Source organism: Faunimonas sp. B44, from assembly GCF_052655945.1.
On sequence record NZ_JBQYEX010000003.1, the window covers coordinates 344760 to 363745 of the forward strand.

Consider the following 18986-nt stretch of genomic DNA (forward strand, 5'->3'; position numbering starts at 1 on the left):
CGTTTCTCCGCCTCGGGCCGAATGCGTCGGGCGACCGCACGGCGCCTTCGCCCGACTGCCGATACCCGCATTCTGATGATCGTGTCGAGTAACCACAGTGCCGCAAGCGGCGCAACGCACTGCCAATGAGCAGGAATGCGGCAAATTTGCGCGCCGCCCGCAGGCGCGGCGGAGCGCCCTCGGAGTGCCCTGCGCGCCACTTTCTTGACATGAGGGGGCGGTCTGCTACCCCTCGCCTGCCCGGCCGAGCGGCGCGCGCGGGCGTTTTCATGGAGATGCCCCACGTGCCGATTCTCGCCCGCGCGCTCTTCGCCCTCTGCCTTCTCCTGCCGACGGCGGCGCTCGCGCAAGGTACGGTCAAGTCGAAGCACGGCGATTGGGAGCTGCGCTGCGACACGCCGCCGGGCGCACAGGCGGAGCAGTGCGTCATCATGCAGTTCGTGACGGCCGAGGACCGGGAGAATGTCGGCCTGACCGTCATCGTGTTGAAGACGGCGGACAGGCAGGCGCGCATCCTGCGCGTGCTCGCGCCCCTCGGCGTACTCCTGCCGCGGGGCCTCGGCCTCAGGATCGACGAGACCGATCTCGGCTCGGCCGGTTTCGTCCGCTGCCTGCCGAACGGCTGCGTCGCCGAGGTCATCATGGAAGACCAGCTCGTCGACCAGATGCGCAACGGGACGCAGGCGACCTTCATCATCTTCCAGACGCCCGAGGAAGGGATCGGCATCCCGATCTCGCTCGCAGGTTTCGGAGAAGGGTTCGACGCCCTGCCCTGATCTCCGCCTTCCGCGGCATGTGGGAGCCGCGGCCGATCGAAGGTGAGGAGCAGCCATGCCCGATGACGCAGCCGGCCGCCTCGGGACGCTGATCTTCGCCGAGCCGCTCCTGCTGCTCGCGTCCGCCGTCTTCTTCGTCGCGCTCTTCAAGCGGCTCGGGCTCGGCTCGGTCCTCGGCTACCTCGCCGCCGGCGTTCTGGTCGGCCCGGTGCTCGGTGTCATCAGCGATGCGCAGGCGATCTTCCACGTCGCCGAGCTGGGCGTCGTCCTCTTTCTCTTCATCATCGGGCTGGAACTCCGCCCGGCACGCCTGCGCGCCATGCGCGCCGACATTTTCGGCCTCGGCTTCGCTCAGGTGGCGGTCACGGGCCTGGTCCTGACCCTCGGGCTCCGCGCGGCCGGCTGGCGGATGGAGCCGGCCATCATCATAGGTTTCGGCCTGGCGATGTCGTCGACCGCGTTCGGCATGCAGATCCTGCAGGAGAGGAACGAGACGACGACCGCCCACGGGCGCAAGTCGGTCGCCATCCTGCTGTTCCAGGACATCGCGATCGTGCCGCTGCTTGCGATCGTCCCCCTGCTCTCCCCGACCAACGCGGGCAGCGCCCTGACGGCCGGCGGGCTCTTCGGCGGGATCGCGGCGGCCGCCGGCGCGCTGGCGGCGCTCTACCTCGCCGGCCGGTATCTCCTCAACCCGATGTTCCGCCTGCTCGCTTATGTGAAGGCGAAGGAGACGATGACCGCCGCCGCCCTGCTGGTCGTGCTCGGCGCGGCCGCACTCATGCATCTCGGCGGCATGTCGATGGCGATGGGCGCCTTCGCGGCGGGCGTGATCCTCGCGGATTCCTCCTTCCGCCATGAGCTCGAGGCGAACATCGAGCCGTTTCGCGGCGTCCTGCTGGGACTCTTCTTCATGGCCGTCGGCATGTCCATCAACCTCGACGCTCTCGCCCACAGCTGGCTGGCGATCCTCGTCGCCGTCGCTCTGGTCATGACGGTCAAGGCCGCGATCCTCTACGGGCTCGCGCGGTTCTTCCGCGCCGGCCACAACGATGCGGTGCGGGTCGCAGGTCTCCTGCCCCAGGCCGGGGAGTTCGCCTTCGTCCTCTTCGCCGCAGCCGCATCCGTGCGCGCCCTGTGGCCGTCCGACACGTCCTTCGTGGCCGCGGTCGTGACCGTGACGATGGCGCTCACGCCGCTTTCCGTCTGGCTCGCCGGCCGGCTCGTGCGGCAGGACGCGCCGGAGGTGCTGGAGGAGGATTTCGAAGGCGCCGGCGGCGACGTGCTGGTCATCGGCTTCGGCCGCTTCGGGCAGATCGTCTCGCAGGTTCTCCTTGCCCGGGGAATTCCCGTCACCATCATCGACGCGTCGGCCGAGCGCATCCGGCAGGCCGCGCGGTTCGGCTTCCGCATCTATTTCGGCGACGGCACGCGGCGCGACGTTCTCCGGGCCGCCGGTGCGGAAAAGGCCGCCGTCATTTGCGTCTGCGTCGATGATCCGAAGACCACGACGGCGATCGTGGAGATGGCGATCGCGGAGTTCGAGACCGCGCGCATCTTCGCGCGCTCCTGGGACCGCAACCACACGCTCGAGCTCCTGGAAATAGGCGTCGACCTGGAGGTCCGGGAGACGTTCGAATCGGCGATGGCATTCGGGGCCGAGACGCTGCGCGCCCTCGGATTCGACGGCGACGAGGTCGAGGCGACCGTCACCGACGTCCGCCGCCGCGACGCCGACCGGCTTTCGCTGCAGCGGCGGGGCAGGCGGCCCGGGGCGGACGGGCGCGGCCGCGTCGAGCCGGAGCCGCTCGTTCCCCCGCGAAGCGCTTCGGCGCCGGGAAGCGATCCGGGCGGCGAAAGGCCGATCGGATCGCGCTCCGACGCCGCATGACAGAGCGTCGCGCCCCGTGCCGCTTGGCGGGTTCGGCATCGCCCGCTAGATATCGAGCATGAACAGGCTCGAACGAACAGGCCGGGACGGTGAGGCCCAGCTGCGCTATCTCGACGGCGACTATCAGGTCGTCGTGCCCGGCTCGTTCGTCCATTGCGCGGTGACCGGCGCGAAGATCCCGCTCTCCAGCCTTCGCTACTGGAGCGTCGACCGGCAGGAGCCCTATGTCGACGCCGGAGCGTCGCTCGAGCGCGAGCGGCAGCTGGCCGGAACCGCCAATCCGGCCTAGCGCCGCGGGTCGCCGGTCAGCCTGCGCGCGGCGGCGCCCTCCACGAGGGCGAGGACCTTCTTCGGTTCCCGGAACAGCAGCCTGACGGGCAGGACGCGCGAGGCCGCGGCGAGCCGCGCCGCATCGCCCTCCCGGCCGCGCAGCTTCACATGGTCCTTCTCCGTGGTCACCGGAACCAGCCCGTGTCCGCCGGCTTCGTCCAGTACGCGGCGGCAGTCGGAGTCCGAATAGGCATGGTGGTCGGGGAACGCGATCGTCCGGCGCAGGTCGGCGCCGCATCGCTCCAGCGACCGGAAGAACTTGTCCGGCTGGCCGATCCCGCAGAAGGCGAGCACGGGCAGGCCGTTCAGGCCCGCATCGGCCTCTGCCGCGACCGAGGCCTCGCTTATCGGAATGCCGCGGCGGGCTGCCCGGCGGACGAGATCGGCGGCGGCGCGGCCCTCGCCGATCACCAGCAGGAGGTCGGTATGCCGAAGCTGGGTCGACAGCGGGGCCCTCAGGGGCCCGGCCGGCATGACGAAGCCGTTGCCGAGCCCGTGCACCGCGTCGACGACGAGGATGGAGAGGTCCTTTGCGATGCTGGGATTCTGGAAGCCGTCGTCCATGATGACGACATCGGCTCCGATGCCGGTCAGCAGGCGCGCGCCGGCCGGCCTGTCCTGCGCGACCACCGTCGGGGCCGTCGCGGCGAGCAGCAGCGCTTCGTCGCCGACGGCCGCGGCATCGTGCTTCAGCGGATCGACGAGCAGGGGTCCGCACTCGCGGCCGCGATAGCCTCGGGTGAGGAACCCCGGGCGACGGCCGTGAGCGGCCAGCAATCTGCCCAGCGCGAGGGCGGTGGGTGTCTTGCCGCTCCCTCCCGCAGTGAAATTGCCGACGCAGACCACCGGTATCGGCGCGACCGAACCGGGCCTCTGCATGCGCCAGCGGGCGACGCCGCCGTAAAGGAGCGAGGCGGGCCAGAGCGCCCACGCCTTCGCCCCGCGCTGCGCCCAGAACTCAGGCGCGGTCGGCATGGCCGCCCCGGATGGTCGTGACGATCGGCGCGAGCGCCGCCATCGTCCTGTCGAGCGCGCCTTCGAACCGGGCCACGCAGTTCCGGGCGGCGGCGCCGGCGGCGCGCGCCAGGTCCGGACGGTCGAGCAGTTCGGCCGCACGGGTACCGAGCCCGGCCGCGTCGGAGACCGCAAAGGCGCCGCCCGCTCTATCGAGCTCGGCGTAGATCTCGGCGAAGTTCTCCACGCCCGGTCCGTGCAGCACCGGGACCGCGAGCTGGGCCGCCTCGATCGGGTTCTGCCCGCCCCGCGGCATCATCGATCCGCCGAGGAAGGCGGCCTGGGCCAGTCGGAACCACAGGCCCATCTCGCCGATCGTGTCGGCGACATAGACTGCGGTGCCGCCGCCGGGCAGCGCGCCTGCGCTGCGCAATGCGACGGACAGGCCGGCTGCCTCGACCTCCTCGGCGACCGCAGGCCCGCGCTCCGGGTGACGGGGCGCGATGATGGTCAGCAGGTCCGCGCGCGCCTCGCGCATCCGGGGGAGCGCGGAAACGACGGCCGCCTCCTCGCCCGGATGCGTGCTCGCGCCAAAGAAGACGGGGCGCTCACCGATGGCCTTTCGGAGGTCCGCGAGCGGGGCGGGCTCGGCCTGGAGCGGCGGCGCGTCGAACTTCAGGTTGCCGACCGCCAGGACGTGCGGTGCGCCCAGCGCCCGGAACCGCTCCGCGTCGGCATCGGTCTGGGCGGCGCAGAGCGCCACCTTGCCGAAGATGGCCCGGGCGCCGGCCCGGAACCGCTGCCAGGAACGGAACGAACGCTCCGAGAGCCTGCCGTTCACGATGACCAGCGGAACTGCGCTCCGATGAAGGCTCGCCACGGCCTGCGGCCAGAGCTCCGATTCCACGAAGATCGCGAGGTCGGGGCGCCAATGGGCGAGGAAGCGCCGGACGGCTCCCGGCGTGTCGACCGGCACGTACTGGTGAAAGGCGCCTTGCGGCAGCCGACGCGCCGCGATCTCCGCGGAGGTCACGGTTCCGGTCGTCGTCAGCACGGCGAGCCCGCGCGCGACGATTAGGTCGACGAGCGGCAGCACGGCGTTGGTTTCACCCACGCTCGCGGCATGGACCCAGACCAGCGGTCCGGAGGGCCGGGGCAGCGACGCGAACCCGAAGCGCTCCCCGCGCCGTGCCGCATCCTCCTTGCCGCGCCGCGCCCGGCGTTCCAGCACCGTCCCGAGAAATGGCTCGATCCCCCGGCCGAGGCCCGAATAGAGCGCCAGCGCCATGTCTCCCATCCGGTCAGCCACGGCCGGCGATCTCCTCGGCCCGCGCCTGGCACCGGTTCAGCTCCGCTTCGACCTCGCGGCGTGCCGCCTCGAGACCCGCCTCGTCGGCGTCGGCGGCGACCCGGATCGGGCGTCCCATCGCCATCGCGCCGCGACCGAAGGGGAGCGGCAGGCGCGCCCGGTCCCAGCTCTCGAAGGTCAGGGCGCGCTCGGTCGCGACCGCGACGGGGAGGATCGGGCGCCCCGAATGCTTCGCCAGGGCCACGATCCCTTCCCCGCAGCGCCGTGCCTCGCCGCGCGGGACGTCGGCGGTCTGCGCGACGTTGAGGCCGCTGCGAAGCGCCGCGAGCATCGCCAGGAAGCCCCGCGCGCCGCCCTTCTGCGCCGTCTTGAGGCGGTTGCGCCCGCCCGAGCCGCGGATCACGTGCAGGCCCATCGCGCGCGCAGCCGCGGCGTTGATCTCGCCGTCCTTCGAGCGGGAGACGAGCACCGCGAACTTCTGGTCGGGCCGGCGCATGAGCGGCACGAGGAGATGCTGCCCGTGCCACGAGCCGACGATGACGGGCTGGTTCTCGTCGACGATCGCCTGCGCATCGTCGGGTTCGAACACGAAGCGGTTCGTGCGGCGGCAGAACTTGAGATAGGCGGCGAGCGCGCGCCCGGCAGTCGCGGCGAGCGGGCGGGACCGCACGTTCCGGCTCGCCATCAGGAGGATCAGCCGCCGAGCGCCACGAGGGCCGGCCCGTCGGTCGCGAACTGCGTCCCGAACATTCGCGAATAGGCGCCGTTCCTGGCGAGCAGCTCCGCGTGCGTGCCGAGCTCGACGATCCGCCCCTGGTCCATGAAGCAGATCATGTCCGCCTTCTTAACCGTGGACAGGCGGTGCGCGATCATGACCACCGTGCGGCCGGAGAGCAGCCTGTCCATCGCCGCCTGCACCTTGGCCTCGGCCTCGGCGTCGAGCGAACTGGTCGGCTCGTCGAGGAGCAGGATCGGCGCTGCGCGCAGCATGGCACGGGCGAAGGCGATGCGCTGGCGCTCGCCGCCGGAGAGACGCCCGCCGGCCTCGCCGACGCGGGTGTCGTAGCCGTCCGGCAGCCGCATGATGAAATCGTGGGCGGCGGCGGCTTCGGCGGCGGCCAGGATCGCCTCCATGGGCGCACCCTCGGACCCGTAGGCGATGTTCGCGGCCACCGTGTCGTCGAAGAGGATCGGCTCCTGCGTCAGGAGCGCCGTCGCGCTGCGCAGGCTGGCGAGCGTCGCCCCGCGAATGTCCTGGCCGTCGATGAGAATGCGCCCGGCCGAGGGATCGAAGAAGCGCAGCAGGAGGTTGATGACCGTGCTCTTGCCGGCGCCGCTCGGACCGACCAGCGCCACCTTCTGGCCCGCACCGATCTCGAGGTCGAAATCGGCCAGCACCGGCTTGCCGGAATCGTAGCCGAAATGGACGTGCTCGAAGGCGATCGCGCCGCTCGTGACCCTGAGCGTGCGGGCGTTGCGCGCCTCCGTCACGTGCGAGGCGTAGTCGATGATCGCGAACACCCGGCTCGCCGCCGTGACGCCCTCGCTGAGGGAGGCCTGCGTGCTCGCCAGCGCCTTGAGCGGCTGGTAGGTCAGCATCGCGGCGGTCATGAAGCCCATGAAATGGCCGAGGCTGACGGTGCCGTTGATGCCCTGCCAGCCGCCGTAGAGGATCGCGGCCGCGAAGCCGATGCCGGAGAGCGCTTCGGTCACCGGCCCGACCGCCGCGCGCGAGCGCGCGGTGCGCATCAGGTAGTTGACCATGTTGCCGACGATGCTCCGGAAGCGTTTCGCCTCCTCGGCCTCCTGGCGATAGGCCTTCACGACGCGGATGCCCTGGAGCGTCTGCGTCAGCATCGAGCCGAGGTCGCCCGCCTCCTGCAGCGACTGCCGGACCGAGCCGCTGATCCGCTTCTTCTGCCGGCCGAGGAACAGGACCGCGAACGGCAGCCCGGCGACCACGAGGAACGCCAGCCGCCAATCCATGTAGAACATCGCGCCGACGAGGAAGACGACGCTGAGGCCGTTCTTCACCAGCGCGGTCATGGTCTTCGCCGCCGCCCGGTCCACGATCGGCGTGTCGTTCACGAAGGCGGAGACGAAGCGGCCCGAATGCGTGCGCTGGATCCAGCCGAGATCGGCGTGGGCGAGCGTGTCGAACATGCGGATGCGCAGATCGGCGACGACCTGGTTGCCCAGCCACGCGTCCGCGACCTGCGACACCCAGTCGGCGGCCGCGCGGAACGTCATCACCAGGACGACGAGCCCCGGCAGCACGAAGAGCAGCCGCTCGTCCTTCGCGATGAAGACCTCGTCCGCCACCATCTGCATCAGGAAGGGCAGCACGCCCGAGGTCGCCGCCGTCGCCACCATGGCCGCGATCGCGACCGTCAGCACCTTCCAGTTCGGCGCCACGCTTTCCCGGAAGAGCCGCGACAGCACCGGCCAGGTGGCGTCCTCGGCGACGGACCAGCCCTCCTGCGGCCGCGTTCCATCCGCGATCGGCAGGGTGGGACCGTCAACCCGTTGCATCGGCCCCGCCTGGCTCGAGCAGACGGTGGAGATGGACGATGAAGTAGCGCATCTGGGCGTTGTCGACCGTCAGCTGCGCCTTCTCCTTCCAGGCCGCGTAGGCCTGGGCATAGTTCGGATAGATGCCGACGATGTCGAGCTTCTTGAGGTCCCGGAACCGGATCCGTTCGAGCGATTCCAGTTCTCCGCCGAAGACGAGATGAAGCAGCTGGTCGCCTGGCCTGCTCTCTTCGACCACCATCGTCCTTGCTCCGGGTCCTTAGGCCGCCTGGCCGGCGCGCTCCTCGTCGCGGATGACGCCGTGAACCGCGGCCAGGAGTTCCGGATGGAGCACGGCGTTGCCGGCTGCCAGCGCGCCGTGGCGCAACGACTCGCGATTGTACAGGAGCGACTGCCCGTCCACGGATGTCAACCGCCCGCCGGCTTCGTGCACCAAAAGGTCCGCAGCCGCAAGGTCCCAGTCGTGCGCGCGCGGCTTGGCGAACGCGCCGTCGAGGCTTCCGTCGGCCACCAGTGCGAACCTGTAGGCGAGCGACGGCAGGTAGGGCGCGTGGCGGGCGCCGAGCCGCTGCATCGTATCGTGCCGGAACCAGCCCTTCGGCCCGCCGATGGCGGCCTCGCGCACTTCGCGGCGGGAAGAAACGGCGATCGCCTCGCCTTCGGCGTGGGCGCCGCCGCCTGCGGTCGCGGTGTAGAGGCGATCGAGGGCCGGCGCATAGAGCGCGGCCGCGACCGGCCGCCCATCCCTCACGACGGCGAGGCTCACGCACCAGCGCTCGTCGCCGGCCATGAAGCCGCGGGTGCCGTCGATCGGGTCGATGACGAAGACCGCGTCGCAGTCCCTGCGGGCCGGGTCGTCCGCGGTTTCCTCCGACAGCCAGCCGTAATCCGGCCGGGCCGCGAGAAGGGTTTCGTTGAGGAAGCGATCGACGGCGAAGTCCGCCTCCGTCACCGGCGAGCCGCCCTCCTTCGACCAGGACTGGCAGTCCCGCCGGAAGAAGCTGAGGGCGAGTGCGCCGGCTTCGCGTGCCGCCTCCTCGAGGAGGGTTCGATCGGAATGGAAGGTATCGGTCATGTTGCTCTGCAATATGGTGATCGCAGTGCGAAAACGCCAGCATCGAGCCGTCAATTCAGCGCGCCGTTACCCTGTTCCGGCGCAAACCATCCCTTAACCAAACCGTTTAAGCAGTCTCAGACGGATTGGCGTCTAGTCTCTTCCAACGGAGAGCCGAACGGCTTCGAGAGACAGAGCACGATGCGTCGATCAGAACTGGACAGGGGTTTCGAAGGCGCGGGTCGCCCGATCGGGCGGCTCGCTTCCTTGCCTTCTCTGCGCTTTGCCGGCCGCGCCGGCGACGATGCGCCGTTCACGGCCGTGGCCGACCGCCGATCGGTGATGCTGTCGCGTCGCATCGCGGGCTTGCCGTGCCTGATCAGGGTCGCGGCCTCGGCCTTCCACGGCATTGCCGCCGTCGAGGCCGAGACCGGCTACCGCGTGCGCATGCTCCACCGGGACCCCGGCCTGACCCTCGACGTGGGCGACGGTGCGGACCGCGAGGAAGCGATCGCCGTGCGGGACCGCATCGCGGCCGACCTGAACCTGCCGGTGGTGATCCTGGCGCCCGACGGCACCTTCGAGACGCAGCTTCTTCGCCCGGCCTCCTGGGCCGCCACCCCGGAGGGGAGGCGGACCAAGCTGCGTCCCAGGCCGCGCTTCCTGGCCCGCCGCCGCGTCGGCGGGGCGCCGCTCGCGCCCCCCTTGAGCGGGCGCGAGATCATCGCCCGGACCTGAGCGCGCTCAAAACCGCAGAGCGGCGTCGAGCAGAAGCCCGACGAAGAGGATCCAGCCCGTCGTGCTGTTCGCCTTGAAGCGGCGCAGCGCGCTCGCGGTGTCGCGGGGATCGAGCGTCGCCACCTGCCAGGCGAAATGCGCCGCCGCGGCTGCAAGGCCCCCGAACGCGAAGATGCCGGCATCGGCCGCCACGAACGCCAATCCGAAGAGCAGGATCGCCAGGGCGAAGAAGAGCGCGATCCCGAGCCGCGCCCGGCCGCCGAAGAGTCGCGCCGTCGACCGCACGCCGACCACGGCGTCGTCCTCGCGGTCCTGCAGGGCGTAGATCGTGTCGTAGCCGATCGTCCAGGCGATCGCGCCGGCATAAAGGGCGAGCGGCGCGAAGCCCAGCCCGCCGAAGAGCGCCGCCCAGCCCATCAGCGCGCCCCAGGAGAAGGCGAAGCCGAGCACGACCTGCGGCCAGTCCGTCACCCGCTTGGCGAAGGGGTAGAAGGCGACCACCAGGAGCGACGCGAGGCCGAGCCAGATCGTGAAGGCGTTGAATTGCAGGAGCACGGCCAGGCCGACCAGCGCCTGAAGCACGAGGAACACGGCAGCTTGCCGCGCGCTCACGGCGCCTGACGCGATCGGCCGCATCCGCGTCCGCGCCACCTGCGCGTCGAGGTCGCGATCGATGAAGTCGTTGTAGGTGCAGCCGGCGCCGCGCATGGCGATCGCGCCGACGAGGAAGAAAGCGAGGTGCCAGAGGACGGGAAAGCTCCTCCCCGCCGCGATCGCCGCGAGCGCCGCCGACCACCAGCACGGCCAGAGCAGGAGCCACCAGCCGATGGGCCGGTCCCAGCGCGCGAGCCTGGCATAAGGCCTCAGCCAACCGGGCGCATGGCGGTCGACCCAGTTGCGGGGGGCGGCGTCGGGAAGGCTGTCCGCGCGGGCTGTCATTGCGAAGTGCTCGCGCGAAGGCGCCGCCGGGTCAAGGCTGCGCAACGCGCGGCCGAGGAGCCGACGACGCCGCCGGCCCGACGGCGGCGGCTGCCCCCTGCCCCCTGCCCCGGCCCTGCGTGCTTGTAACCCTGCCCGCTCGTGGTAATCGACCCTTCTTGAGGCGGGGCGGACGGGACGGATCATGCGGGTGCTACTCATCGGGTCGGGCGGACGGGAGCATGCGCTCGCCTGGGCGCTCTCCGCCTCCCCGCTCCTGACCAAGCTCTATGCCGCGCCCGGCAATGGCGGGATCTGCGCGCTCGCCGAGTGCGCCCCCCTCGATGTCGCCGACCACCCGGCGGTCGCCGCCTTCTGCCGCGATCAAGCGATCGACCTCGTCGTGGTCGGCCCCGAAGTGCCGCTCGTGGCAGGGCTGGTCGACGATCTCGCGGCGGCCGGGATCCGCGCGTTCGGCCCCACGCGGGCGGCAGCGCAGCTGGAGGGCTCCAAGGCCTTCACCAAGAGCCTCTGCCGCGACGCGGGCATCCCCACCGCTGATTATGCCGCCTTCTCCGAGCGGGAACCCGCCCTCGCCTATCTGGAAGGCAGGCCGCTCCCGATCGTGGTCAAGGCCGACGGCCTGGCCGCCGGTAAGGGCGTGACCGTTGCGCTCGACCACGCCGAGGCGATCGCCGCGGTGAATGCGGTCTTTGCCGCGCCGGGCGGGGGCTCGCTCGTGATCGAGGACTTTCTCGAAGGCGAGGAGGCGAGCTTCTTCGCCCTTTCTGACGGCAAGACGGTCATCCCGCTCGCGACCGCGCAGGACCACAAGCGTGCCTTCGACGGCGACGAGGGGCCCAATACCGGCGGCATGGGCGCCTACTCGCCCGCCCCGGTGATGACGCCCGCGCTCATCGAGGAAACCATGGCGCGGATCGTCCGGCCGACCGTCGATGCGCTCGCCGCGCGCGGTATCCCCTATCGTGGCGTGCTCTATGCGGGCTTGATGATCGGCGCCGGCGGGCCGAAGCTCATCGAGTACAACGTCCGCTTCGGCGACCCGGAGTGCCAGGTTCTGATGATGCGGCTGAAGGACGATCTCCTGACGCTGATGAACGCGACGGTGGACGGCGAGCTCGCGCGCACCAGCATCCGCTGGCACGACGACCCGGCGCTGACCGTGGTGCTCGCGGCGCGCGGCTATCCGGGCGGCTATGCCACCGGCAGCGAGATCGGAGGGCTCGAGCGGGCGGCAGCGGTCGAGGGCGTCGAGATCTTCCATGCCGGGACGAAGCGCGACGGCGAGCGCGTGCTCGCGTCGGGCGGGCGCGTGCTCAACGTGACCGCACGCGGACGCACCGTCGCGGAAGCGCAGGCGCGCGCCTATGAAGCCGTCGGCCTGATCGAGTGGCCGGACGGCTTCTGCCGGCGCGACATCGGCTGGCGCGCGGTCGCGCGGGAGCGCGGGACCGATGCCTGAGGGGGCCGATCTCTTTCCCGGCTTCGAGAGCCGAACCGTCGATACGGGCGAGGCGGAAATAGCCCTGCGGATCGGCGGCTCCGGCCCGCCCGTGGTGCTTCTCCACGGCTTTCCGCAGACCCACGTCACCTGGCACCGCGTCGCGCCGCGTCTCGCCGACCGCTTCACGCTGGTGATCCCCGACCTCCGCGGATACGGCGCCAGCAGCTGTCCGCCCGCCGGGCCCGATCACCGCGGCTACGCGAAGCGGGCGATGGCGCGCGACGTGGTCGAGGTCATGCGGGCGCTCGGTCACGAGCGTTTCGCGCTCGTCGGTCACGACAGGGGCGGCCGCGTCGGATACCGGCTCGCGCTCGACAGCCCGGGCGTGCTCACGCGCCTCGCGGTCGTCGAGATCGTGCCGACCTTCGTCATGTGGGAGCGCTTCTCCAGGACGCTGGCGCTGAAGGCCTATCACTGGGCCTTCCTCGCCCGGCCCGAGCCGTTCCCCGAACGCCTGCTCGCCGGCGCGGCGGGCTACCATTTCTGCGACCACACGCTGGCGAGCTGGACGCGCGCCAAGGACCTCTCTTCCTTCGATCCGGGCGCTCTCCTGCATTACCGCGCGCTCTTCGAGGATCCGGCGCGCATCCATGCGCTGTGCGAGGACTATCGCGCCGGCGCGACCTGCGATTACGAGGCCGACAAGGCGGACTACCAGGCCGGCCGGCGGATCGCCTGCCCCCTCCATGTCGTCCATGGCGGCGACGGCTTCCCGGCGGCGACCGGCGACGTCGCCGGGATATGGCGGGAATGGGCGGGTGCGGTGACGGTCTCGTCGGTCGTGAGCGGCCATTTTCCGCAGGAGGAGAATGCGGAGTCCACCGCCGCCGCGCTCCTCGATTTCCTGGCCGGGGACGCGGGTGGCTGAGGCGGAGGATCGGCAGGAGGCCTTCTCCGGCACGCGGTCGGTCCCCGAGCGCCTCGCGCTCGACGCCGCGAGGCTCGACGGCTGGATGGCCGCGCATGTGCCGCTCTATCGCGGCCCGGCGGAGATCGCCCAGTTCCGCGGCGGGCAGTCGAACCCGACCTACCTCGTCACCGCGCCGTCCGGCCGGTACGTGCTTCGGCGCAAGCCGCCGGGCGCTCTGCTTCCCTCCGCACATGCCGTCGACCGCGAGTTCCGCGTCCAGAAGGCCCTCGGCGCCGCCGGCTTTCCCGTGGCACGCGTCCATGCGCTGGAAGAGGACGCCGCGGTGCTCGGCACGACGTTCTACGTGATGGACCACGTTCCGGGCCGGATCGTCTGGGAGCCGTGGATGCCCGGCGCGAGCACCGAGGAGCGCGCGGCGACCTATGACGCCATGAACGCGACGCTGGCGCAGTTGCATGGCTTCGATCCGGAAGCCCTCGGCCTCGGCGATTTCGGCCGCCCGACCGGCTACGTCGCGCGCCAGGTGAAGCGCTGGTCGCAGCAGTACCAGGCGAGCGCAGCCGAGCCGGTGGCGGCGATGGATCGGCTGATCGAGTGGCTGCCGGAGCATCTGCCGCCGGAGGGGCCCGCGCGCATCGTCCACGGCGACTACCGGCTCGACAACCTCGTCCTCGCGCCCGACGGGCCGCGGATCGCCGCCGTGCTCGACTGGGAGCTCGCCACCCTGGGCGATCCCGTCGCCGATTTCACCTACCACCTCATGCAGTGGCACATGCCGCCCGACGCCCGCGGCGCCGGCACGGCCTCGCTCGCCGGCCGCGATCTCGCCGCCCTCGGCATCCCGCACCTTTCCGCCTACGTCGCCCGCTACGAGGCGCGGACGGGGCTCTCAGTGGGCGCGCATCTCGACGTCTATCTCGCCTTCAATTTCTTCCGGATGGCGGCCATCCTCGCCGGCGTCGCGGCGCGTTCGCGGGCCGGGAACGCCGCCAGCGAGCAGGCCGCGCTCTCCGCCTGGCAGGTCCGGCCGCTCGCCGAACGCGCCTGGTCCTTCGCCGATCGCGCCGGCACTGTTACCGGACCGTAACGGAGCTTGATCAATACTGCCCTTGTTTCGGCGGCGGGTCCGCCGCATCCTCGTCGGGGGAAGGGAGATTCATGAGCTCCGACAAACGGATAGGCCTCGCGCTGGGAGGCGGCGGCGCACGCGGCATCGCGCACATCCTGGTCTGCGAGGCGCTCGACGAGCTCGGCGTGAAGCCGAGCGTCATCGCCGGCACATCGATCGGCGCGATCGTCGGCGCCGGCTATGCGGCCGGGCTCTCGGGCCGCGACATGCGCGAGGGCGCCTGCGCCTTCTTCGGCAAGCGCAAGGAGGTGCTGGCGCGGCTGTGGCGCGCGCGCCCGCTCGCCATCGCCGATCTCCTGCGCGGCCGCCAGCTCTCGCCGCAATTCGACCCCGAGCTCATCATCGAGACCTTCGTGCCGGGCATCGAATGCGTGCCGGCGACCTTCGAGGAGCTCGCCATCCCGCTGAAGATCGTCGCCTGCGACTTCTACGGCTGGACCGAATCGGTGATCGAGACGGGGCCGCTCAGGCCGGCCCTCGCCGCCTCGATCGCCATTCCCGCCATCTTCCGGCCGATGAAGCTGAACGACCGCATCCAGATCGACGGCGGGGCCTGCAATCCGCTGCCCTTCGACCTGGTGTCGGAAGCGGAGCTGGTGATCGCCTGCGACGTCGCGGGCGGCCCGTCCGGCGACCCGGACCGCCAGCCCGGCCTTCTGGAGACGGTCGTCGGTGCGGCGCAGATCTCGATGCAGTCGATCATCGCCGAGAAGCTGCTGCGCCAGCAGCCCGACATCCTCGTCCGGCCGGAGATCAACGGCATCTTCGTCCTCGACTTCCTGAAGTCGGAGGCGATCCTCGCCATGAACGGCGCCTTCAAGGACGACCTGAAACGGCGGCTCGAGCACGCGCTCGACTCGCCCTTCGCCGATCCCCGCCTGGAGCTCGTGAACTGAGGCTATCGCCGCTCGGCGAAAAAGGCCTTCAGAAGCCGCCCGGCCTCGCCTTCCCCAATACCGGAATAGACCTCCGGGCGATGATGGCAGGTCGGGTCGGCATAGAAGCGCACGCCGTGCTCGACGGCGCCGCCCTTCGGGTCGCCCGCGCCGAAATAGAGCCGCCTGATCCGGGCGAAGGCGATCGCCGCCGCGCACATCGCGCACGGCTCGAGCGTGACGTAGAGATCGCAGCCCGAGAGCCGCTCGGTCCCGAGCGACCGCGAGGCTTCCCGGATCACCAGCATCTCCGCATGGGCGGTGACGTCGTTCAGCTCGCGCGTCCGGTTGCCTGCGGCGGCGATCGCCTCGCCGCCGCAGACGAGCACCGCGCCGACCGGCACCTCCCCGCGCGCCGCCGCCGCACGCGCCTCGGCGAGGGCGAGATCCATGAAACTCGCCGGCCGGCCGTCGCTCACCTCGCCTCGCCTCCGCCCTTCTGCTAGGGAACCGGCATGAGTGGCGGTGGATCGGGGAAAACGCAAGGCGGCGGCGAGGCGCCCAAGGGCGAGCGCATCGCCAAGGTGATCGCGCGCTCCGGGCTCTGCTCGCGCCGCGACGCGGAGCGGCTCATCGAGGAAGGGCGCGTGAGCGTCGACGGCAAGGTGCTCGCCACGCCGGCCTTCACGATCGCCGGCAGCGAGCGGATCGTGGTCGACGGCAACCTGCTGCCGGCGCGGGAGCGGACGCGCCTCTGGCTCTTCCACAAGCCGAAGGGGCTCGTCACCACCAACCGCGACCCGGAGGGGCGGCCGACGGTGTTTTCTGCGCTGCCGGCGGACATGCCGCGGGTCGTCACGATCGGCCGCCTCGACATCAACACCGAGGGCCTGTTGCTCCTCACCAATGACGGCGGGCTCGCCCGCGTGCTCGAGCTGCCCTCCACGGGCTGGCTCAGGCGTTACCGCGTCCGCGCGCACGGCGAGGTGACGCAGCAGGCGCTCGACGCGCTGGCGCGCGGCGTGACGATCGACGGCATGATCTACGGCGGCATCGAGGCGACGCTCGACCGGACGCAGGGCGGCAATCATTGGCTGACGCTCGGGCTGCGCGAAGGCAAGAACCGGGAGGTGAAGCGCGTGCTCGAGCATCTCGGGCTCGCCGTGAACCGGCTCATCCGGATCTCCTACGGCCCGTTCCAGCTCGGCGATCTCGAGCCCGGCGAAGCGCGCGAGGTGCGCGGCCGGGTGCTGCGCGACCAGCTCGGCGAGAAGCTCGCCCGCGCCGCAGGCGTGGATTTCGAAACCGAGCCCCGGCCGGCCGGTCGGCCGAACCGCCCCGCCGGAGGCGCGGGCCGAGGCGCTGCGGGCCGGCCTGCGAGGGGCGACGCGGCCAAGCGCGACGTGCCTGCAAGGAAGGCCGGGTCCGGGCGAAGCGAGGACGGCGCAGCGGCGAAGAGGCCGGCACGGAAGATGCGGCAGACCGAGGAGGCTCCGACGCGGAAGCCCCGCTCCGACCGCGGACGCGGAGAAGGGGCGGACGATTCGGACGCTCCGGCGAAGCGCAGCCGCACGCCGGCCCGGCGCGGCGCCAAACCGGGACCCGGACATGCGAATCGTCGGCGGCCGTCTTAGGGGCCGGAGCCTCGCCGGGCCGCGCTCGAACGACATCCGGCCGACCAGCGACAGGCTGCGCGAGACGCTCTTCAACATCCTCGCCCACGGCTACGGGCTGCCGGAGCCGGAAACGCGCGTGCTCGATCTCTTCGCCGGAACGGGCGCGCTCGGCCTCGAAGCGCTGTCGCGCGGCGCGGCGCAGGCGCATTTCGTAGAAACCGGCGTCGGGGCGCGCGGGCTGATCCGGCAAAACGTCGAGGCCCTCGGGCTCACCGGCCACACCAAGATCCTGCGCCGCGATGCGACGGATCTCGGCTCCGCCGGCACGATCGCGCCGTTCGGCCTCGTCTTCTGCGACCCGCCCTACGGCAAGGGGTTCGGCGAGCGCGCGCTCGCCGGCGCGCGCAAAGGCGGATGGCTCGAGCCCGGCGCGGTCTGCATTCTCGAAGAACGGGCCGCCGCCGAGATCGCGCCGCCGGAGGGATTCGAGCCGCTCGACCGGCGCGCGATGGGCGACAGCCAGATCCTCGTGCTTCGGAACGTCTGACCGGCTCGGACGGGCGGCGATGCCGGCTCCCTGGGCTTCGCCGGCGAGCCCCGTGCGCCGGTCCCGGTCGGGAACTCCGCATGCCTCAGAGTTGCCTACGGCTCCTGGCGCCGAGAGGGGATCGGCTCACCGCCGGCCGAACAGGCGTTCGATGTCGGAGAGCTTCAGTTCGACATAGGTCGGGCGGCCGTGATTGCACTGGCCGGCCTGCGGCGTCGCCTCCATCTCGCGCAGCAGCGCATCCATCTCCGCCGGCTTGAGACGGCGGCCCGACCGCACCGAGCCGTGGCAGGCCATCGTCGCGGCGACGTGGTCGAGCCGCTCGCGGAGCCGGGTCGAGGCGTCCCAGGCGGCGAGATCGTCGGCGATGTCGCGCAGGAGCGCCTGCGCGTCGACCGCGCCGAGGAGCGCCGGCGTCTCGGTCACGGCCACGGCGCCCGGCCCGAAACCCTCCACCGCGAGCCCGACCTCCGCGAGTTCACCGGCGCGGGCGAGGATGCGGTCGACGTCGTCCGCCGGCAGGTCGACGATCTCCGGGATGAGCAGCATCTGGCGCGGAACCGCACGCCCGGAGAGCGCCGCTTTGAGCTTCTCGTAGACGATCCGCTCGTGCGCGGCGTGCTGGTCGACGATGACGAGCCCGTCCGCGGTCTGGGCGACGATGTAGTTGCCGTGGATCTGGGCACGCGCCGCCCCGAGCGGATAGTCGGCAGGCGGCGGCTCCCCTTCGCCGGCATGGGCATCGGCCTGGGGCGCGGCCGGGGCGAATGGAGCGGGGCCGGCCTCCGCGAAGCCGGCAAGCGCCGGCTCGGCCGCCCAGCCGCGCCAGGTGTCGGCCGTGGGCGCGCGCGCCTGCGGCGCGCCGGGGCGAAGCGCCTCCAGCGTCGCCGCACCGACGCTCGTCGCCGCCCGGAAGCCTTCCTTCGCCAGCGCGTCGCGGATGCTGCCGATGATCAGGCCGCGGACGAGGCCGGGATCGCGGAAGCGCACCTCCAGCTTGGCGGGGTGGACGTTCACGTCCACTTCAGCGGGCGGCAGGTCGAGGAAGAGGGCGAGCACGGGATAGCGGTCGCGCGCCAGCACGTCGGCATAGGCGGCGCGCAGCGCCCCGGCGAGCGTCGGATCGCGGAGCGGCCTGCCGTTCACGAAGACGAACTGGCTGAGGCTGTTGGCGCGGTTCAGCGTCGGCAGGCCGGCGAAGCCCTCGATCCGCACACCGTCGCGTTCGCCGAAGACCGGCATGGCGTTGTCGGCGAAATCCGCCCCGAGGACCTGGCCCATGCGCGCGAGCGTGGCGCCGGTCCCGCCGAGCGCCGGATAGTCGACCGGATTGCGGTCGGCACCGGCGAGGATGAAGCGGATACCGGGATGGGCGAGTGCCAGCCGCTTCACCACGTCGGCGACGGCGGAGGCCTCGGCGCGGTCGGAGCGCAGGAACTTGAGGCGCGCCGGCGTGGCGAAGAAGAGGTCGCGCACTTCCGTCGTGGTGCCGCAGGCATGGCTCGCCGGCCGGGGCTCCGCGACGCGCCCGGCGTCGGCGGCGATCGTCCAGGCGTGCGGCTCGTCGGCATGCCTGGTGGTGATCGCGAGCCGGGCGACCGCGCCAATCGAGGCGAGCGCCTCGCCGCGGAAGCCGAGCGTTCCGATCTCGCTCAGGTCGTCGCGGCGGAGCTTGGAGGTGCAATGCCTGGCGAGCGCGAGCGGCAGGTCGGCGCGCGCGATGCCGCAGCCGTCGTCCGCAACCCGGACGAGGCTCTTGCCGCCGCCGGCCGTGACGACCTCGATCCGGCGCGCGCCGGCGTCGATGGCGTTCTCGACCAGTTCCTTGACGACGCTCGCCGGGCGCTCGACCACCTCACCCGCGGCGATGCGGTTGACGACGTGGTCGGGCAGCACGCGGATGGCCAATCGTCCCTCCGGC

19 protein-coding genes are annotated in these 18986 nt (G+C 71.6%); 10 read left to right on the plus strand and 9 right to left on the minus strand.

Going from position 1 to position 18986, the window contains the following annotated elements; all coding sequences use genetic code 11:
* The first annotated feature begins 275 nt into the window (after positions 1–275).
* Genes ACUN0C_RS07775 through ACUN0C_RS07785 form a run of 3 tightly spaced genes read left to right on the plus strand, consistent with a single transcriptional unit; the run spans position 276 to position 2956 of the window.
* Positions 276–776, plus strand: a complete 501-nt coding sequence (locus tag ACUN0C_RS07775) for an invasion associated locus B family protein (RefSeq protein WP_445465980.1) — start codon at positions 276–278, stop codon at positions 774–776.
* A 55-nt stretch (positions 777–831) separates the two neighbouring features.
* Positions 832–2667, plus strand: a complete 1836-nt coding sequence (locus ACUN0C_RS07780; RefSeq protein ID WP_445465763.1) for a monovalent cation:proton antiporter-2 (CPA2) family protein — start codon at positions 832–834, stop codon at positions 2665–2667.
* A 58-nt stretch (positions 2668–2725) separates the two neighbouring features.
* On the plus strand, positions 2726–2956 hold the full coding sequence (locus ACUN0C_RS07785; protein WP_445465764.1) for a DUF2093 domain-containing protein: 231 nt from the start codon (positions 2726–2728) through the stop codon (positions 2954–2956).
* On the opposite strand, the gene lpxK is transcribed toward ACUN0C_RS07785, so the two are convergent.
* Genes lpxK through ACUN0C_RS07815 form a run of 6 tightly spaced genes read right to left on the minus strand, consistent with a single transcriptional unit; the run spans position 2953 to position 8867 of the window.
* The gene (lpxK, locus tag ACUN0C_RS07790; RefSeq protein ID WP_445465765.1) at positions 2953–3972 is read right to left on the minus strand and encodes a tetraacyldisaccharide 4'-kinase; all 1020 of its coding nucleotides are present in this window, start codon (positions 3970–3972) and stop codon (positions 2953–2955) included. The genes ACUN0C_RS07785 and lpxK overlap by 4 nt on opposite strands.
* Positions 3956–5260 carry a 3-deoxy-D-manno-octulosonic acid transferase gene (locus ACUN0C_RS07795; protein WP_445465766.1) on the minus strand — a complete coding sequence of 435 codons (1305 nt, stop codon included), beginning with the start codon at positions 5258–5260 and terminating at the stop codon, positions 3956–3958. Before ACUN0C_RS07795 ends, lpxK begins: the two co-directional genes overlap by 17 nt.
* On the minus strand, positions 5253–5945 hold the full coding sequence (locus ACUN0C_RS07800) for a lysophospholipid acyltransferase family protein (protein ID WP_445465767.1): 693 nt from the start codon (positions 5943–5945) through the stop codon (positions 5253–5255). Before ACUN0C_RS07800 ends, ACUN0C_RS07795 begins: the two co-directional genes overlap by 8 nt.
* An 8-nt stretch (positions 5946–5953) precedes the next feature.
* Positions 5954–7792 (minus strand): ABC transporter ATP-binding protein, encoded by a 1839-nt coding sequence (locus tag ACUN0C_RS07805; RefSeq protein ID WP_445465768.1) that lies wholly within the window; start codon positions 7790–7792, stop codon positions 5954–5956.
* The gene (locus tag ACUN0C_RS07810; RefSeq protein WP_445465769.1) at positions 7779–8033 is read right to left on the minus strand and encodes a DUF4170 domain-containing protein; all 255 of its coding nucleotides are present in this window, start codon (positions 8031–8033) and stop codon (positions 7779–7781) included. Before ACUN0C_RS07810 ends, ACUN0C_RS07805 begins: the two co-directional genes overlap by 14 nt.
* Before the next feature lie 18 nt (positions 8034–8051).
* Entirely contained in the window at positions 8052–8867 is an 816-nt protein-coding gene (locus tag ACUN0C_RS07815) for a 3'(2'),5'-bisphosphate nucleotidase CysQ (RefSeq protein ID WP_445465770.1), read from the minus strand.
* Here ACUN0C_RS07815 and ACUN0C_RS07820 point away from each other — a divergent pair.
* Positions 8850–9584, plus strand: coding sequence for a DUF6101 family protein (locus tag ACUN0C_RS07820; protein WP_445465771.1), 735 nt, complete (start codon positions 8850–8852; stop codon positions 9582–9584). The genes ACUN0C_RS07815 and ACUN0C_RS07820 overlap by 18 nt on opposite strands.
* Positions 9585–9590: 6 nt before the next feature.
* On the opposite strand, the gene ubiA is transcribed toward ACUN0C_RS07820, so the two are convergent.
* On the minus strand, positions 9591–10523 hold the full coding sequence (ubiA, locus tag ACUN0C_RS07825; protein WP_445465772.1) for a 4-hydroxybenzoate octaprenyltransferase: 933 nt from the start codon (positions 10521–10523) through the stop codon (positions 9591–9593).
* A 184-nt stretch (positions 10524–10707) separates the two neighbouring features.
* On the opposite strand from ubiA, the gene purD reads away from it, so the two are divergent.
* The 4 genes from purD to ACUN0C_RS07845 all read left to right on the plus strand — a co-directional run bounded on the left by purD (position 10708) and on the right by ACUN0C_RS07845 (position 14923).
* Complete coding sequence (gene purD, locus ACUN0C_RS07830; protein WP_445465773.1) at positions 10708–11985, plus strand: phosphoribosylamine--glycine ligase; 1278 nt, start codon at positions 10708–10710, stop codon at positions 11983–11985.
* Positions 11978–12895: an alpha/beta fold hydrolase gene (locus ACUN0C_RS07835; protein ID WP_445465774.1), complete on the plus strand. Its 918-nt coding sequence runs from the start codon at positions 11978–11980 to the stop codon at positions 12893–12895. The genes purD and ACUN0C_RS07835 overlap by 8 nt, the downstream gene beginning before the upstream one ends.
* The gene (locus ACUN0C_RS07840; RefSeq protein WP_445465775.1) at positions 12888–13985 is read left to right on the plus strand and encodes a phosphotransferase family protein; all 1098 of its coding nucleotides are present in this window, start codon (positions 12888–12890) and stop codon (positions 13983–13985) included. The genes ACUN0C_RS07835 and ACUN0C_RS07840 overlap by 8 nt, the downstream gene beginning before the upstream one ends.
* 71 nt (positions 13986–14056) lie before the next feature.
* On the plus strand, positions 14057–14923 hold the full coding sequence (locus tag ACUN0C_RS07845) for a patatin-like phospholipase family protein (RefSeq protein WP_445465776.1): 867 nt from the start codon (positions 14057–14059) through the stop codon (positions 14921–14923).
* 2 nt (positions 14924–14925) lie between these two features.
* Here ACUN0C_RS07845 and ACUN0C_RS07850 read toward each other — a convergent pair whose 3' ends face one another.
* Positions 14926–15354, minus strand: a complete 429-nt coding sequence (locus tag ACUN0C_RS07850) for a nucleoside deaminase (protein WP_445465981.1) — start codon at positions 15352–15354, stop codon at positions 14926–14928.
* A gap of 63 nt (positions 15355–15417) precedes the next feature.
* Between ACUN0C_RS07850 and ACUN0C_RS07855 the strand changes: the two genes are divergently transcribed.
* Both ACUN0C_RS07855 and rsmD read left to right on the plus strand, forming a co-directional pair.
* Positions 15418–16536, plus strand: a complete 1119-nt coding sequence (locus tag ACUN0C_RS07855) for a pseudouridine synthase (protein WP_445465777.1) — start codon at positions 15418–15420, stop codon at positions 16534–16536.
* Positions 16511–17065, plus strand: coding sequence for a 16S rRNA (guanine(966)-N(2))-methyltransferase RsmD (gene rsmD / locus ACUN0C_RS07860; RefSeq protein ID WP_445465778.1), 555 nt, complete (start codon positions 16511–16513; stop codon positions 17063–17065). The genes ACUN0C_RS07855 and rsmD overlap by 26 nt, the downstream gene beginning before the upstream one ends.
* 126 nt (positions 17066–17191) lie before the next feature.
* Here rsmD and mutL read toward each other — a convergent pair whose 3' ends face one another.
* Positions 17192–18973: a DNA mismatch repair endonuclease MutL gene (mutL, locus tag ACUN0C_RS07865; RefSeq protein WP_445465779.1), complete on the minus strand. Its 1782-nt coding sequence runs from the start codon at positions 18971–18973 to the stop codon at positions 17192–17194.
* Positions 18974–18986 lie beyond the last annotated feature (13 nt).